Below are 15,955 nucleotides of genomic sequence, written 5' to 3'. Positions count from 1 at the left end.
CCGGGTGGTCGCGGGCGTTCGATTCAGCGGCGGGAGTGGCTCTCGCCGGAGGGCGGGTCAGAGGCGGCGGATGACCGCGACGACCAGGCCCATGATCTGGGCGTAGGTGCCGTCGATGGGTTCGTAGTTCTCGTTCTGCGGCATCAGCCACTGCTGACCGGCCTTGCGCTTGAGCGTCTTCACCGTCGCCTCGCCGTCGAGGAGGGCAGCGACGATCTGACCGTTGTCCGCGGTGTGCTGCTTGCGCACGACCACCCAGTCGTCGTGGCAGATGGCAGCTTCGATCATCGAATCGCCGACGACCTTGAGCAGGAACATCTCGCCGGAGCCGACGACCTGGGTCGGCAGGGAGAAGACATCGTCGACCTCCTGCTCGGCGAGGATCGGACCGCCGGCGGCGATGCGACCGACGACCGGCACCTGCACGGTGTTGTTCGACAGCTCCTCGAACTTCGCGCGCTCCGCCTCTTCCTCTTCGAAGGGGTTGACCACCTCGATGGCACGCGGGCGCTTCGGATCGCGACGGACGTAGCCGAGGCGTTCGAGCTGGGAGAGCTGATGGGCGACGCTCGAGAGCGAGGCGAGTCCGGCAGCCTCGCCGATCTCACGCATGCTCGGCGGGTAGCCGTTGGTGACGACAGCGCGTTCGATGGTCTCGAGCACGAGACGCTGCCTGGGGGAGAGGCGGAAGTCGCCCTCACCGGTCGAACCCTCCGGGATCTGCACCACTTCGTCATCGCTGCGGGCGGCAGCGATCTCGCTGGCGACATCCTCGTTGCGAGGCCTGCCTCTGCCTCGTTTGTTCTGAACCATTGCTCGTTCCCCTTCGTTCTATTCCCTGCCGCTGAACACCGTGTTCTCCGCTGCGGAGAATCTCGTGTCAGTGCCGACTGAGATGGTTCTGACAGATCAATCAACAACGCTGGTTCCCTCTCATTGTCGCATAGATGTTCGAGTCGGACTGGACATTTGTTCGATTGGCATGTTGAATAGAACAGACGTTCTACCGATTGCTGGTGGAATCGTACGAATGAAAGAGGTAATGCGATGTCTGCACAGAACACAGGACTGCGCCTGACCACTCGTGGACGTCAGGCGGTGCGCCTGCTCAGAACTCTGCTCATTGCTCTCGTCGTCATCGGCGGAGCACTCTTCCTGGCAACTCAGTCGTTCTCGGCCGCCGCTGTGGCCGAGACGGAATCCGAGAGCGTCGGCATCGCCGCCGATTCGGTCGTCGTCGGCGACGGCGAATCGCTGTGGACCGTGGCCTCGAATCTCGGCATCGACCGCGATACCCGTGATGTCGTCTCCGACATCATCGAGATCAACCACCTCTCGACCCCGACCGTCCATCCCGGACAGACCCTCGACGTTCCCGTCGACTGAGGCACTACCCGGCCTCAGCCCGGCGGACGCCGGTGCCGGCGTCTCGCGGCCCGACCCGCCGCGAGGTCGAACGGTGTCTCTCGGTAGACTGTTCGCGTGGGAAACATCGAATCTCTGCCAGTGCGTTCGGACCTCGTCGGACTCAAGCCGTACGGCGCGCCGCACCTCGACGTGCCGGTTCAGCTCAACGTCAACGAGAACGCCTATCCGCTGCCCGAAGTCGTCGTCGACAGCATGCGTTCCGCAGTCGAGGATCACTACGCCGGACTCAACCGGTATCCCGACCGCGAATTCACCGCTCTGCGCGAACACCTGGTGACCTACCTCGACGGCGTCAACAGCCGTGCCGGCGACACGGTCGAACTCAGCCCCGACATGATCTGGGCCGCCAACGGCTCGAACGAAGTCCTCAGCCACATCGTCCAGGCCTTCGGTGGACCGGGCCGTACCGTTCTCGGCTTCACCCCGTCCTATTCGATGCACCCGCTCATCACCACGGGCACCGGAGCCACCTGGCAGGACTCGGCCCGCAAGGACGATTTCACCCTGGACGCCGACTCGGTGGCCGCCGAGGTCGCACGTGTCGACCCGGACATCGTCTTCCTCTGCACCCCGAACAACCCGACCGGCACCTCGATCGGCCTCGACGTCATCGAAGCCGCCTACGACAACTGTTCGGGCATCGTCATCGTCGATGAGGCGTATGCGGAGTTCTCCCGCCCGGCGAAGTCATCGGCGATGACCCTGCTTCAGGGCCGCCCCCGCCTCGTCGTCTCCCGCACCATGAGCAAGGCCTTCGCCTGCGCAGGTCTGCGACTGGGCTACGCCATCGCCGCCCCCGAACTCATCGACGTCCTCCGGCTCGTCCGCCTGCCCTACCACCTCTCCGAGATCACGCAGGTCCTCGCCTGCACCGCCCTCGAACACGCCGAGGTGCTGCTGGGCAATGTCGACCGACTCATCGACTCCCGCAACCGGATGTCCGCCCACCTCGCCGCGGTCGGTTTTCGCGTCCACGACAGTGATTCGAACTTCGTGCTCTTCGGCAACATCTCCTCCCCGGCACAGCTGTGGCAGAAGCTGCTCGATCGCGGAGTGCTCATCCGCGATATCGGGATCGATGGTCACGCACGTGTCAACGCCGGCACCGAGGAAGAGACCAACGCATTCCTGCGCGCGATCGATGACATCCTCGCCGAGGACCCGAGCATTCTCGCACAGCAGCCTGATTCGGCGACCGCCCCGACCCCGTCATCAGCCGCCCCGACGAAAGGCACTCCATGAGGCAGGCCCAGAACTCACGCACGACCTCCGAATCCACGGTGTCCGTGTCCGTCAATCTTGACGGAACCGGTGCCTCGACGATCTCGACGAGCGTGCCGTTCTTCGACCACATGCTCACCGCCCTGTCGAAGCACTCGATGATCGACCTCGACATCACCGCCACCGGTGACACCCACATCGACGTGCACCACACGGTCGAAGACACCTCCATCGTGCTCGGCCAGACGCTCAGGGAGGCCCTCGGCGATAAGGTCGGCATCCGCCGCTACGGCTTCGCCGCCGTCCCACTCGACGAGGCCCTGGCCCAGTGCGTCGTCGACGTCTCCGGTCGTCCCTACTTCGTCCACGAAGGCGAACCCGAAGGCCAGCAGTACCACCTCATCGGCGGTCACTTCACCGGATCGATGACCTCGCACTCGCTCGAATCCATCGCCTTCCACGGCGGACTGACCGTCCACCTCGACCTCGTTCGCGGCCGCGACCCGCACCACATCGTCGAAGCCCAGTACAAGGCCTTCGCCCGGGCCCTGCGCGAAGCCGTCGAGGAAGACCCCCGCAGCAATTCCGTCCCCAGCACCAAGGGAGTCCTGTGAGCACCACCGTCGTCGTGACCCCCTTCGGGGTCGCCCAGCAGCTGGCCGCCGCCTGCGTGCTGTCGAATATCTCCGGCACCATCGTGCCGATCGGAGAGTTCACCGGCATCGTGCTGAGCAACACCGATGTCGCCTCCGGCAACGAGGCGGCCGCCGCGATCTCGAAGCTCGCCGGCAAACACGAGGTCCTCCTGCTGGTCCGCAGCGAGGAGCAGATCGACGCCGGACACTACCGCCACGGCACCCGCGAATCCGACGTTCCCGCCGGGCTCGCGCTGAAGAATCTGCCCGACGTGCTCGAAGGTCTCCTGCTCGAGACCGTATCGGCACACGACGTCGAGGGCAGCATCGAGACGAGTTCGATGACGAAGCTGCAGGCCAGCGCCGCGACCATGAGCCCCGGTCGGGCGGCCGTGGCCCGCACCGCTCTGCTGTGGATCATCGTCGCGATCCTCGCCGGACTGGTCACCGCCTTCGGCCTCGCGCTGGGGATCGGCGGCAACACCGTCGCCTGGGTCGTCGCGGTCTTCGGCATCATCGTCCTCCTCTTCGCCCTGTGGCGGATCTGGTCGGTGCTCGGCAAGGGAGCGAAACGATGACGACGGTGGCTGTCCTCGACTACGGAGCCGGAAACGTCCGCTCAGCCGTCCGCGCGGTCGCCGCCGCCGGCGCCGAGGTGACGCTGACGGCCGATCACGACGTCATCGACGACTCCGATGGACTCCTCGTCCCCGGCGTCGGCGCATTCTCCGCCGTCATGGCGGGACTGAGACACGTCGGAGCCGTCGACCTCATCCGCGACCGCCACGCACAGGGCCGACCGCTGCTGGGCATCTGCGTGGGACTGCAGGTCTTCTTCGCCCGCGGCGAGGAGCACGGCGTCGAGACCGAGGGAATCGGTCTGTGGCCGGGCGCCGTCACCGGACTCAACGCTCCCGTCGTCCCGCACATGGGATGGACGCAGATCAGTGCACCGGCCACCTCGGCGATGTTCTCAGGCATCGAAGACGAACGGTTCTACTTCGTCCACTCCTATGCGGCGACCGAGCCGCCGCCCGGCACGATCGTGACCACCGCTCGCCACGGTGAGGACTTCGTCGCCGCCGTCGAGGACGGCACCACCTGGGCCGCCCAGTTCCACCCGGAGAAGTCCGCCGCGGCCGGGCAGCAGCTGCTGCGCAACTGGCTCGCGACGTTTCCCGGCCCGACGCCCAGCTCCTGACCGAGCACACCGACTACCATTGCCCGAAACCCTGGAACCGTTCGCAATTCCGGAACCGCCCAAACCCCGTGGGCACCTTCGCAGAAAGGTCACAATGACAGACACCCCGAACAAGCTCGTACTCCTTCCCGCAGTCGACGTCGCCGACGGCAAGGCCGTCCGCCTCGTCCAGGGCGAAGCCGGCACCGAAACCGACTACGGCTCACCCATCGACGCGGCACAGGACTTCGAGAATCGGGGCGCCGAATGGATCCACCTCGTCGACCTCGACGCGGCCTTCGGACGCGGCTCGAACTCCGACCTGCTCAATCAGGTCGTCAAGGCTGTGGGCATCAAGGTCGAACTCTCCGGCGGCATCCGTGACACCGAAAGCCTCGAACGGGCACTCGACACCGGCGCCGAACGAGTCAACATCGGCACCGCCGCCCTGGAGAACCCCGAGTGGACGGCCGAGATGATCGGCCGCTTCGGCGATCAGGTCGCCATCGGCCTCGACGTCCGCGGCACCACCTTGGCCGCCCGCGGCTGGACGCAGGACGGCGGAGACCTCTACGAGGTCCTCGACGCCCTCGAAGCCGCCGGCTGCGCCCGCTACGTCGTCACCGACGTGCGCAAGGACGGCACCCTGCAGGGCCCCAACGTCGAACTGCTCAAATCCCTGGCCGAGAAGACCGAGACCCCGATCGTCGCCTCCGGGGGTGTGTCGAGCCTCGAGGACCTGCGCGCCCTGCGCGAACTCGTGCCCTACGGCGTCGACTCCGCGATCGTGGGCAAGGCCCTCTACGCCGGCAAGTTCACCCTCGAAGAAGCCCTCGACGTCGCAGGACGTTGAGCCGGTGAGCACGCACTCACACGGACCCGATGAAGCGCTCGAACAGTCGGGCCATCAGCACGGTTCCGACCATTCGCACGGACCCACCGACTCGGCCGGACAGGAGTGGGCCGGGCGCAATCTCAAGCCCAACCCGTTCTCGGGTGACTCCGGATTGGCCGATGCCGAGCTGCTCGAGGCGATGGGCGAGGTCGCGAACGCGCCCTTGGACCCGGTGGCGCACCAGAAGGTCGTCACCGCTCTGTCCGGGGTCCGGCTCTATGCCCCGATCGTGCCGATGGTCGTCGACCAGGAGGTCGGGGACAACGGGCTGATGTCGGACAACTCCTCGGAGATGGCGATGGTCCGCCTCCAGGCCGACGACGGACGTGAGTGCACCCCCGGGTTCTCCGGGATCCCACCGCTGACCGCCTGGCATCCGGACGCCCGTCCCGTTCCGATCGAATCCGAGCGGCTCGTGCTCGGCGCGATCGAGGCCGAGTCCCAGCTCGTCGTCCTCGACCCGGGCGCTGAGTCCTCGTTCCTGCTGCGCCGACCGGCCATGTTCGCCTTCGTCCAATCCCAGCCGTGGACCCCGTCCTGGGCCGACGCCGAGGTGGCCCGACGTGTGTGCGCCATCGCCGAATCCTTCCCCTGGCTGGCGAAGCTCGCCATCAGTCCCGGCAGCTCCAACGTCCACCTCGGGGGACCGGAGCTCGGGATCTCCCTCGGTGTCGAGTCCGAGGTGGGCCAGGATGACGTCCGCGGGTTCCAGGAGGCCGTGGCCGGCGACGAGGAACTCGTCACGAAGATCGACTCCCTGGCCATCCGCCTCATTCGATCCTGACTCGGTCGGCACGGTCACGGGCCTGACCCCGGTGGGCCGCCTCGGCGATAAGACTTCTCGCGTCGGACGGCCGCGTTACCTCCCCACGTCAGGCCGCCTCGGCGAGTTCGACCGATGACGGACACCGGTGTGTCGCAGCCTTCGGGCACCTATGCTTAAGTCCCATGAACGACATCCGTGACCTCGGCCACCCGACCGCGCCCGATGAGAGCTACCTCGATGAGATGGCCCGCCAGACCGATGAGCGCGCCTCACGGGCAGCCGCCTGGGAATCGGACTTCACCGGCGCCCCGGAAGCCAGCCGGACGGGCATCGCCGCGGCCCTCGAGGACGCCGGCGATGAGCTGACGAGCCTGCTCCACACCATCCATTCCCTGGCCGAGACGGCCTTCGTCGAATTCGACTCCGTCCAGGCGATCGCCTCGGTGCTGGAGGGCCACGGCATCGACGTCGACACGGGACTCTACGGCGTCGACACCACCCTGCGGGCGACCACCGGCTCCGGTCACGGTCGCACCATCGCGATCCTCGCCGAATACGACGCCCTGCCGGAGATCGGCCACGCGTGCGGGCACAACATCATCGCCACCGCAGGCGTCGGCGCCATCCTCGCCCTCCACGCCCTGTGGAAGCAAGACCCGGACGCAGTTCCCGGCACCGTCGTGCTGTTGGGCACCCCCGCCGAAGAAGGGCACTCGGGCAAGGAGGTCATGGCCAGGGCCGGAGCCTTCGACGGCATCGACGCGGCCATCATGGTCCACGGGTACGGCTATGACTGCGCCGACCAGGTGTGGCTGGGTCGCCGCCTGCTCACCGTCACCTACTCCGGCATCGCCGCTCACGCCTCGGCGCAGCCGTTCATGGGCCGCAACGCCCTGGACGCGGCGAACCTCTTCTATCAGGGACTCGGCCTGCTGCGGCAGCAGATGCCGCCGATCTCGCGTCTGCACGCGGTCATCAGCGACGGCGGCACTCGACCGTCGATCATCACCGAATCCGCGACCGTGCAGTGCTACGTCCGCTCGAAGTTCCCCGAGACGCTCAAAGAACTCTCCGACCGGGTCGAGGACGCCGCGAAGGGTGCGGCGCTGATGACCGGGACCGGTGTCGATGTCGAATGGGACGAACACCCGCCCTCGCTGCCGGTGCGCACGAACCAGGCGCTGACGGCTCGGTGGGCCGAACACGAGCAGACCCGTGGACGCTCACCGCTGCCCGGCGGCGTCCTCGACGAGTCGATCGCCGCCTCCACGGACTTCGGCAACGTGTCCTACCGGATCCCCGGCATCCACCCGCTCATCAAGACCGCCGACGCCGAGGTGGCCCTGCACACCCGTGAATTCGCCGAGGCCGCGAAGACTCCCGCAGCCGAATCCGCGGCCGTCGACGCTGCATACGGGCTGGCCTGCACGGCCCTGGACTTCCTCGTCGACGATGCCCTCGCCGCCGAGGTGGTCGAGGAGTTCTCCCGCGACGGCGGAGCCATCGACGTCGCACACTACTTCGACTGATCCGCACCGTCCACACTGAACCCGCAACGCCCAGCCCTCTCCATCGACCAGAAGGACTGCTCATGTCAACGACGACCAATGGAAAGGTCGGCATCGGCCAACGCATGCTCGACGGAATCGAACGGGTCGGCAACAAGCTGCCCGAACCGTTCACCCTCTTCCTCGGTCTCTTCCTCCTCACCGGCGCGATCTCGACGGCCATGGCACTCGCCGATGTCACAGTGTCGATCCCCGGCAGCGATGAGACCGTCGCCATCAAAGGACTCTTCACCGGTGAGGGCCTGTCGTGGCTGACGACGACGATGGGCGACAACTACATCGGGTTCCCACCGCTGGCCACCGTGCTGCCGATCCTGCTGGCCGTCGGTGTGGCCGAGAAGTCGGGGATGCTCGCTGCGGCTGTGCGCATCGCCTTCGGGTCGAGCCCGCGCTGGCTGCTGCCCTACGCCGTCGGATTCGTCGGTGTGGTCGGTTCGATCATGGCCGACTCAGCGTTCATCATCATCCCGCCGCTGGCCGCGCTCGTGTTCAAGGCGGCAGGACGGCATCCGATGGCCGGACTCATCGGCGGGTTCGCCGCCACCGGAGCCGGCTATTCGACATCGATCGTGCCCACCAGCCTCGACGCCCTGTTCGCGGGCATCACGACCTCGGTGATGGACACCCTGCCAGGAACCGAATACACAGCGGTCAACCCGGTGTCGAACTACTACTTCAACATCGCCGCGTCGATCGTTCTCTCGATCATCGCGGGCTTCATCATCGATAAGCTCATCGAACCGAACATGATCCGCAAGGGAGTACCGCGCGAGTATGCGAACGCCGGCGGCACGGGCCTGGCGAAGGAATACCAGGCCAAGGACAGCCCGTACTCCGATCAGCAGGCGGCTGCCGACCGGCGAGGGAACGACTCCGCAGAGTCAGGTTCTGCGGAGTCAGGTTCCGAGGAGTCAGGGTCCGAGGAGTCAGGGTCCGAGGACTCCACGGACACAGAGATCCAGGCGCACCTCGAGCCCGAGGAGAAGAAGGGCCTGATCTGGTCCGTTGTTGCGGCACTCCTGCTCACCGCGGTGCTCCTCGTCGCCTTCCTCATCCCGAATTCGCCGTGGCGGAACGAGAACGGCGGCTTCCTCCCGGAGTCGCCGCTGCTGTCGTCGATCGTGTTCATCGTCTTCGCGTACTTCATGCTCATGGGCGTCGTCTACGGGTTCGTCGTGCGCACCGTGCGCTCGATGAATGACCTGGTGAGGATGATGAGCCAGTCGATCATCGACATGATGTCGTTCCTCATCCTCGCGTTCATCCTCGGCCAGTTCATCGCCCTGTTCAACTGGACGGGAATCGGTTCGTGGATCGCCGTGGCCGGCGCCGACGGGCTCGAGAGCATCGGCCTGACCGGGTTCGCCGCGGTCATCGGCTTCATGCTGTTGGCCAGCGTGCTCAACCTCTTCATCGTCTCCGGCTCGTCGATGTGGACGCTCATGGCCGCGGTGTTCGTGCCGCTGTTCGCGATCCTCGGCTACGAGCCGGCATTCATCCAGGCCGGATTCCGCGTCGGCGACTCGGCCACCCAGGTCATCACCCCGCTCAACCCGTACATGATCGTCCTCCTCGGCCTCGTCCGCCGGTATGAACCGAATGCGGGCCTGGGCACGATCATCTCCCGCATGTTCCCGTTCGTCATTCCGTTCTGGCTGGCCTGGGCCGCGCTGCTGGCGATCTGGTTCTTCTTCGATCTGCCACTGGGTCCCGGCAACGGCATCTTCCTCAAGTAGGGAAGGCTCAGAGCATCTGACGCACGCCGTCGCGCCAATCGGTCGTCGGGACGGAGTCGCCCAGCGTGCCCGGCTCGATGACGCAGGGTTCGTACCAGATGGGTCCGAGCTGGCCCACCTCGTACATCGAGCGGTCGAACAGTCCGATGGCGCGGATGACCCAGTGGGGCAGCGCCAACGGATGCTTCGCCCGAGAGCCGAGTTCGGAGTGCGTGAACTCGGCGATCTCTGCCAGTGTCGGATTCGACGCGGGCGCCAGGAGGAGTTTGTGCGTCCCCGCAGGGACGCCGGCCAGCAGTTCCGCCGCCCGGATCATCGCGGCCGCGAGGTCGGCGATGACCGTGATCCCGTGGGCGACATCGGCGCGAGCGGGAACGAAGGCTCGCCGTCCGTGCGCGATCGGTTCCGTGATGCACAGCCTCACCACCGAGGTCTTCGGTTCGGCCGTCCGGCCGAGCAGATCCCCGGCAATGACGCTCGCCGAGGTGGCCGGATGGGCCGTACGCGCCTCGAGGAGGCGTTGACGGATCCGTCCCTTGTCGTCGACGGGAGCGAAGGGGGAGTCCTCGGTGATCGGTTGGTCGAGGCCGGCAAAGGCATAGACGGATTCAGGGAAGACGACGGGGATGCCGAGCTCGGCGGCAGTGTCGAGGACCGCGGCGTCGAGTCCCGGAAGGACCCGCTCCCAGACCCTGCTGTCATAGGCCGCGTGAGCGCAGGCGAAGATCACATCGACCCCGCGGGCGGCCTCGATGAGCTGTTCGCGATCGCTTGCGTCGGCCTTGATGTGGGTGGGCGCGGCGACTGTCGCGGTCGCGGCGGCGCCGGCTTCCGTCTGTGTCGAGTGTGACCGGGGAGCCGCGGGTACGCCACCCGAGCGGGTGGCGATCCGGACCGTGGTCCCGGCCTGGCTGAGTTGAGCGGCGATCTCTGCGCCGATCTGTCCGTTTCCGATGATGAGTGCAGTGGTCATGGCGTTGAGTCCTTCACATGAAGAGTTCCCGAAAGAGTTTCAGAGAGCAGTGCTCTCTCAATCGAGCGTAGAGCGGTCAGCCATGAAAAGCAAGAGCAGTGCTCACTTTTGTTATTGACGCTCTCGGATCGTAGAGTGACGTCATGACCGAGACGACTCCGCGGCAGCGCGCGCGGCTTGAGACGGAAACCCAGATCACGCAGATCGGCAATCGGATGATCGACGAGGATGGTGTCGCCGGCCTGTCTCTGCGGGCGATCGCCCGCGAGCTCGGCGTCGTCTCGAGTGCGGTCTACCGCTATGTGAAGAGCCGCGACGAGCTGCTGACGGTCCTCATCCGCGACGCCTTCACTCAGATCGCCGACGAGGTCGATGCGGCGCTCGAGGAGGAGCGGTCCGTCCAAGCTCTGGCCTTGAGCATGCTCGACTGGTCACGGCGGTTCCCCAACCGCTGGGCACTCATCTACGGAACACCGGTGCCTGACTATGAAGCGCCCAGACACGAGACCGTTGTGCCGGGAACGCGAGTGATGGTGGCGTTGACACAGCTCATAGCGCTATCGGCGGAGACAGCCGGCGGGGGAGATCCGCGGAGCGCGAACTCACCCTCGACGTCGAGCTCGACTGTGAGAGCTGGGACCGGATCAGCCGACACAACGACCACTGCTCGTGCACTCGGTCCGCTTCGGGGCGGCCTGAAAGAGCTCGGGATCGAATGCGATGACGCAGTGATCCTGCGGACGCTGAGCGTCTGGGTTGCGATCATCGGAGCGATCAACGGCCTGCGCTTCGGGCAGTTCGGCCCAGGCTTCGACGACAACGAAGACGACCTCATGAGAGCGCTCATCGCCGATCTCGGCTTCTGACCGACAGTGGTTGATCGAGGGCGTGTCGTCACTACGCCCTGCACGCAATGTGAAGGCGGCTCCCGCTGTGAACTCGGGGCCACCTCGGCGAGTGAGGATATGACTGCGCCCCCGATCGATGGTCGAGGGCCGCGTTCGAATCTGTCGGAGGGGGAGTGGGCTCAGCGGACGGGGCCGGTGAACTTCTCTCCGGGGCCCTGACCGGGCTCGTCCGGGAATTCCGATGCCTCGCGGAAGGCCAGCTGCAGGCTCCGCAGGCCATCGCGCAGCGGGCGGGCGTGGTGGTCGCCGATCACTGTGGCCGCACCGGTGACGAAACCGGCGAGTGCGGTGATGAGTTTGCGAGCCTCGTCGAGGTCCTTGAGGTCGGCGCCCCGGCCTTCGGGGGTGTCCTCGGCCAGGCCGCACTTGATGGCGGCGGCGGACATGAGGTGGACGGCGCTGGAGGTGATGACCTCGACGGCGGGCACCTCGGCGATATCGCGCGTGACGTCAGCTATCGCGTCGGTGGGAACGGAATCTTCAGAACTCATGCCATAAGCTTGACATATAAATCAACGCGACGATCACGCAGGGGCCTCGATGTGCGAAGAGTCATGAAGCGTAGTACACTTGAGGCTGGTGCGAAGCGGAGTCTGACTCCCACCTTGATCGCGAAGAGCGATCGGGTCCAAAGATCTGCCTGACGGATATCGGTCCGGAAGGGTCACAGATCGAGGTGTATTCACTGATCCGGTACGGTCAACCGTACTGCTCGTGTGTGCAGGCTCCCTTGGCATGTGTGTCAACGGGAGCCTTTTTCGTTGTCACGACCACATTTGAGCAAAAGGAGTGAACACATCAGCGAGACGCGCATCAATGACCGGATTCGGGTTCCCGAGGTCCGGTTGGTCGGACCCAATGGTGAACAGGTCGGTATCGTTGCCATTCGCAAGGCACTCGATCTCGCCCGCGAGGCAGATCTCGATCTCGTCGAGGTAGCACCGCAGGCGAAGCCACCCGTAGCCAAGCTCATGGACTACGGAAAGTTCAAGTACGAATCGGCTCAGAAGGCCAGGGAAGCCCGGAAGAACCAGGCAAACACTGCGCTCAAGGAGATCCGCTTCCGTCTCAAGATCGACGAACACGATTACGAGACGAAGAAGGGCCATGTCACCCGCTTCCTCGAAGGCGGCGACAAGGTCAAGGTCATGATCATGTTCCGCGGCCGTGAGCAGTCCCGCCCCGAGATGGGCATCAAGCTGCTCAACCGCTTGGCCGAAGATGTGTCGGAACTCGGCACCGTCGAATCCTCCCCTCGGGTCGACGGACGCAACATGGTGATGGTCATCGCCCCACTCAAGTCAAAGTCTGACGCCAAGGCGGAAGCTCGGAAGGCATCGGCAGGTGCCAAGGGCAAGTCCGCCGAGGTGAAATCCCGTCGCGATCGGGTTGCTGCTGAGAAGAACGCAGCCGACTCGGACGCGTAAGAAGTAAGTAACGTCGCGTGCCAGACCGCTTTCGGTCTGTGCGCGGAAAGTAGTTGCTGGCGGTCGACGCCGGCAACGAATTGCAAAGGAGAACGGCATTATGCCGAAGCAGAAGACGAACAGCAGCGCCAAGAAGCGCATGCGCGTGACTGGCCGTGGCAAGATCATGCGTGAAGGCGTGAACAACCAGCACAAGTTCGAGGGCAAGTCCTCGGCTCGTAAGCGCCGCGTGTCCACCGACCAGGTCCTGACCGGCGGAGATCGCAAGATGGCCCGCAAGCTTCTGGTCAAGCTCAAGGGCAGGTGAGACCCCTTACGGGTCTTCTCGCCTTGGACATGGTCCAGGGCAACCCGGATTGAGTTCTGGGACTTCCCAAGGTTGCCGACCATCGGCTCCCACAGCTTTCACCAGAGACCGGCACTGCCGGCAGATTGAGAATTTTCAAAGGAGTAACACGTGGCACGTGTGAAGAGAGCGGTCAACGCTCACAAGAAGCGCCGGGTCATCCTCGACCGGGCAAGCGGCTACCGCGGACAGCGCTCGCGCCTGTACCGCAAGGCCAAGGAACAGGTCATCCACTCGCTGGTCTACAGCTACCGTGACCGCCGCGCCCGCAAGGGTGACTTCCGTCGCCTGTGGATCCAGCGCATCAACGCCGGAGCCCGCGCGAACGGCATGACCTACAACCGTTTCATCCAGGGCCTCAAGGCTGCTGGCGTCGAGGTTGACCGTCGTATGCTCGCCGAGCTCGCCGTCAACGACTCGGCCACCTTCGCGCACCTGGTCAAGGTCGCCAAAGACGCTCTTCCTGCTGACGTCAACGCAGCGAAGACCGACGCCGCCTGAGCGACGTCACTGAAGAGTATTCGGTCACTTCGGTGACTGCCGACGGCCCCGAACTGACATGGTTCGGGGCCGTCGAGTCTGTTCGGGCCGTTCCCGTTCCGGCCTTGTCCGGACCGGCCACAGCTTCGTCCCGTCCCGCCGCCCTCCGGCATCGTTCTCGCTTTCCACCAGATCTCACTCGATTCTTAGGACCTCGTACGCATGAAGCTTCCAGACGTCATCTCCTCGCCGCAGTCGAAGCGGATCAAGAACGCCGCGAAGCTGCTCAAGCGACGTGACCGCAAGGCCACGGGGCAGTTCCTCGTCGAAGGACCCCAGGCCGTTCGGGAGGCGCTGGCTCATTCGGGTTCGGTCGTCGAGCTCTTCATCACCGAGGAGGCTGCCGAGGAGCACCCTGAGTTCGTGACCTCGGCCAAGCACGGGCGTCTCCAGTGCAGCATCGTCACCCCCGAGGTGCTCACGGAGCTGGCCACGACTGTGAACTCCCAAGGCGTCGTTGCCGTGTGCAAGACGCTCGATGTGGAGCTGACGTCGGTGGTGAACAAGGATGCGCAGCTCATCGTCGTCCTCTCCCAGGTCCGTGATCCCGGTAACGCGGGGACGATCATCCGCCTCGCTGATGCTGCCGGTGCCGATGCCGTGGTGCTGACGTCATCGTCGGTCGATGTCTACAACGATAAAGTGGTCCGTTCGACAGTCGGATCGATCTTCCACATCCCCGTGGTCACAGGAGTCGGGCTCTCCGAGGTGACCGAACTCGCCCGCGCCCGTGGCCTCCAGGTGCTCGCCGCCGATGCGAACGACGAGGCTCACGACCTTCACCACCCGTGGGATACGGGCCTCGACCTCACCGCGCGTACCGCGTGGGTGTTCGGCAACGAGGCGTGGGGGATGAGCGCGGGTGACCTTGAACTGTGTGATTCGTCGGTTGCCGTGCCGATCTATGGTTCGGCCGAGAGCCTCAACCTCGGCACCGCCGCCGGCGTGTGCATCTACGAAAGCGCGCGCAATCAGCGGATGTGAGGCGGCAGCCGGAGCCGCCATCGCCTCGGCACCGCCCGTCCGTGAGGCACTTCCGCCCACTGATCGCTGCGGCCAAAAAAACGCGCCTCCAACGACGTGTTCTTTGGCCGGACGGATAGGTGAGGTCCAATCCTGCTTGCAGTTCGGCCGTTCTCGCTTTCGCGTGGTGGGTTCACGTCCGTTAGTCCGGACCTCGCTGACCATGTGGACGGCGGCCAGAGGACGGTGCTCAGCTTGAGAATCCGGGCCCTGTGCGCATGAGTGGGAGGGTGTCCACAGGCCGGATTCTCACCATTGCCATAGCGACCTGCACCTGACCATGCTGGGCGTATGCACGCATGTGTCTCCGCAGCACAGCTCAGGGCCGCCGGCTGGTCGTCCTACCACATCAGTCAGGCGCTGAAGTGTTGCCTGGAAAAGGTTCGTCGTGGCGTCTACGTGGTCACCTCAAAATGTGCCAACCCCGACCACGAATTCACTGCTGCCCTGGCTTCAGCCGCAAACGTGTGGCTTCCTCACGAAACGTCGGGCATGCGGAAACAGGCTGAGGACCTGAGCATCAAAGCGCGCTCTTATGTGGGGCGGATGCCACCGGGTGCCGTGCTCGCGCACCGGAGTGCGCTCATCGTCCACGGACTTCCCATCCCATATTTCGAACGCAACGATTCTCTCGCTGCCGAGGCGGTCCACCCGAGCCGGGGGAGTCGCCGGAAGAACCTGGTTGTTCGATACCGCGATCTCGACTCAAGTGCCGTCATCGTGGCGGACGGCGTCTCCTTGACAACGGTTGAACAGACTCTGCTCGATGTCTCCCGTGACTATCCACTCGCATTCGCCGTAGCTGTCGTTGATGCGGCACTCCGGAAATCTCTGGTGACGGCTGAATCTTTCCGTACCTATTGCGAGGCGCACCCAGTGCGAACACGTCAGCGCAGAATCGCTGCCGTCATCGACAACATCGATTCGCGGAGGGAGTCCATCGGAGAGTCGATCTGTGCAGTGAGATTCGTCGAGCACTCGATACCTGGATTCGAACCGCAGGTGACCATCGTCGATGAACAGGGGAACTTCGTCGCGCGCACTGACTTCGCCAATGAGTCGGTCAAAGTCATCGCCGAGTTCGATGGGGCAGGCAAGTACTACCTCGATTCCACCGACCCGAAGATCGCGTTCGAACACGAACGGCAGCGCGAGTACCAGCTCCGCAACCTCGGCTATACCGTGTTCCGAATCAAGTGGGCGGACCTGTTCGCCGCCGATGTGTTCCTCCGCATCAAAGCGATGATGGCGAATCCTCGGAGCGTGCAGACGTGAGTGCGTGCTGGAGTGAGGTCATAGTAATCCTCAC

At 65.0% G+C, this 15,955-nt stretch carries 18 protein-coding genes; 15 read left to right on the top strand and 3 right to left on the bottom strand.

Annotation, left to right across the window (positions count from 1 at the left end):
- Positions 1-57 precede the first annotated feature (57 nt).
- Positions 58-813: a transcriptional repressor LexA gene (lexA, locus tag GUY23_RS11925; RefSeq protein WP_166972601.1), complete on the bottom strand. Its 756-nt coding sequence runs from the start codon at positions 811-813 to the stop codon at positions 58-60.
- 234 nt (positions 814-1,047) lie between these two features.
- Between lexA and GUY23_RS11920 the strand changes: the two genes are divergently transcribed.
- The 9 genes from GUY23_RS11920 (at position 1,048) to GUY23_RS11880 (ending at position 9,429) form a co-directional block, all read left to right on the top strand.
- Positions 1,048-1,386 (top strand): LysM peptidoglycan-binding domain-containing protein, encoded by a 339-nt coding sequence (locus GUY23_RS11920; protein ID WP_166972600.1) that lies wholly within the window; start codon positions 1,048-1,050, stop codon positions 1,384-1,386.
- A gap of 96 nt (positions 1,387-1,482) precedes the next feature.
- The gene (locus GUY23_RS11915; protein WP_166972598.1) at positions 1,483-2,670 is read left to right on the top strand and encodes a histidinol-phosphate transaminase; all 1,188 of its coding nucleotides are present in this window, start codon (positions 1,483-1,485) and stop codon (positions 2,668-2,670) included.
- Positions 2,667-3,263 (top strand): imidazoleglycerol-phosphate dehydratase HisB, encoded by a 597-nt coding sequence (gene hisB, locus GUY23_RS11910; RefSeq protein ID WP_166972596.1) that lies wholly within the window; start codon positions 2,667-2,669, stop codon positions 3,261-3,263. The genes GUY23_RS11915 and hisB overlap by 4 nt, the downstream gene beginning before the upstream one ends.
- The gene (locus tag GUY23_RS11905; protein ID WP_166972594.1) at positions 3,260-3,862 is read left to right on the top strand and encodes a hypothetical protein; all 603 of its coding nucleotides are present in this window, start codon (positions 3,260-3,262) and stop codon (positions 3,860-3,862) included. The genes hisB and GUY23_RS11905 overlap by 4 nt, the downstream gene beginning before the upstream one ends.
- Entirely contained in the window at positions 3,859-4,485 is a 627-nt protein-coding gene (hisH, locus tag GUY23_RS11900) for an imidazole glycerol phosphate synthase subunit HisH (RefSeq protein WP_166972592.1), read from the top strand. The genes GUY23_RS11905 and hisH overlap by 4 nt, the downstream gene beginning before the upstream one ends.
- A gap of 94 nt (positions 4,486-4,579) precedes the next feature.
- Complete coding sequence (gene priA, locus GUY23_RS11895) at positions 4,580-5,317, top strand: bifunctional 1-(5-phosphoribosyl)-5-((5-phosphoribosylamino)methylideneamino)imidazole-4-carboxamide isomerase/phosphoribosylanthranilate isomerase PriA (RefSeq protein ID WP_166972590.1); 738 nt, start codon at positions 4,580-4,582, stop codon at positions 5,315-5,317.
- A gap of 4 nt (positions 5,318-5,321) precedes the next feature.
- Positions 5,322-6,143: an SseB family protein gene (locus GUY23_RS11890; protein ID WP_166972588.1), complete on the top strand. Its 822-nt coding sequence runs from the start codon at positions 5,322-5,324 to the stop codon at positions 6,141-6,143.
- A gap of 164 nt (positions 6,144-6,307) precedes the next feature.
- Positions 6,308-7,654: a M20 family metallopeptidase gene (locus GUY23_RS11885; protein ID WP_166972586.1), complete on the top strand. Its 1,347-nt coding sequence runs from the start codon at positions 6,308-6,310 to the stop codon at positions 7,652-7,654.
- Between the two features lie 62 nt (positions 7,655-7,716).
- Positions 7,717-9,429 (top strand): AbgT family transporter, encoded by a 1,713-nt coding sequence (locus GUY23_RS11880; protein ID WP_166972584.1) that lies wholly within the window; start codon positions 7,717-7,719, stop codon positions 9,427-9,429.
- Positions 9,430-9,436: 7 nt separating this feature from the next.
- Here the strand turns inward: GUY23_RS11880 and GUY23_RS11875 are convergent, their stop codons facing one another.
- Positions 9,437-10,402 carry an NAD-dependent epimerase/dehydratase family protein gene (locus tag GUY23_RS11875; RefSeq protein ID WP_166972582.1) on the bottom strand — a complete coding sequence of 322 codons (966 nt, stop codon included), beginning with the start codon at positions 10,400-10,402 and terminating at the stop codon, positions 9,437-9,439.
- A gap of 143 nt (positions 10,403-10,545) precedes the next feature.
- Here GUY23_RS11875 and GUY23_RS11870 point away from each other — a divergent pair, with 143 nt between their 5' ends.
- Positions 10,546-11,268 carry a TetR/AcrR family transcriptional regulator gene (locus GUY23_RS11870; protein ID WP_166972580.1) on the top strand — a complete coding sequence of 241 codons (723 nt, stop codon included), beginning with the start codon at positions 10,546-10,548 and terminating at the stop codon, positions 11,266-11,268.
- A gap of 161 nt (positions 11,269-11,429) precedes the next feature.
- On the opposite strand, the gene GUY23_RS11865 is transcribed toward GUY23_RS11870, so the two are convergent.
- The gene (locus GUY23_RS11865; RefSeq protein WP_166972578.1) at positions 11,430-11,801 is read right to left on the bottom strand and encodes a DUF1844 domain-containing protein; all 372 of its coding nucleotides are present in this window, start codon (positions 11,799-11,801) and stop codon (positions 11,430-11,432) included.
- Between the two features lie 285 nt (positions 11,802-12,086).
- On the opposite strand from GUY23_RS11865, the gene infC reads away from it, so the two are divergent.
- From infC to GUY23_RS11840, 5 genes are all read left to right on the top strand, one after another.
- On the top strand, positions 12,087-12,737 hold the full coding sequence (gene infC, locus GUY23_RS11860) for a translation initiation factor IF-3 (RefSeq protein ID WP_228282263.1): 651 nt from the start codon (positions 12,087-12,089) through the stop codon (positions 12,735-12,737).
- Positions 12,738-12,837: 100 nt separating this feature from the next.
- Positions 12,838-13,044: a 50S ribosomal protein L35 gene (gene rpmI / locus GUY23_RS11855; protein WP_166972576.1), complete on the top strand. Its 207-nt coding sequence runs from the start codon at positions 12,838-12,840 to the stop codon at positions 13,042-13,044.
- Positions 13,045-13,194: 150 nt separating this feature from the next.
- Positions 13,195-13,584, top strand: a complete 390-nt coding sequence (gene rplT / locus GUY23_RS11850; protein ID WP_166972574.1) for a 50S ribosomal protein L20 — start codon at positions 13,195-13,197, stop codon at positions 13,582-13,584.
- A gap of 201 nt (positions 13,585-13,785) precedes the next feature.
- Entirely contained in the window at positions 13,786-14,607 is an 822-nt protein-coding gene (locus tag GUY23_RS11845) for a TrmH family RNA methyltransferase (protein ID WP_166972572.1), read from the top strand.
- A gap of 915 nt (positions 14,608-15,522) precedes the next feature.
- Entirely contained in the window at positions 15,523-15,921 is a 399-nt protein-coding gene (locus tag GUY23_RS11840) for a hypothetical protein (RefSeq protein WP_166972570.1), read from the top strand.
- Positions 15,922-15,955: the final 34 nt, after the last annotated feature.

Origin of the sequence: Brevibacterium atlanticum, from assembly GCF_011617245.1 — a bacterium.
In the GTDB taxonomy this organism is placed as follows: domain Bacteria; phylum Actinomycetota; class Actinomycetes; order Actinomycetales; family Brevibacteriaceae; genus Brevibacterium; species Brevibacterium atlanticum.
Note: the sequence above shows the minus strand (reverse complement) of the source record. Positions and strands in the feature narration are given on the sequence as shown.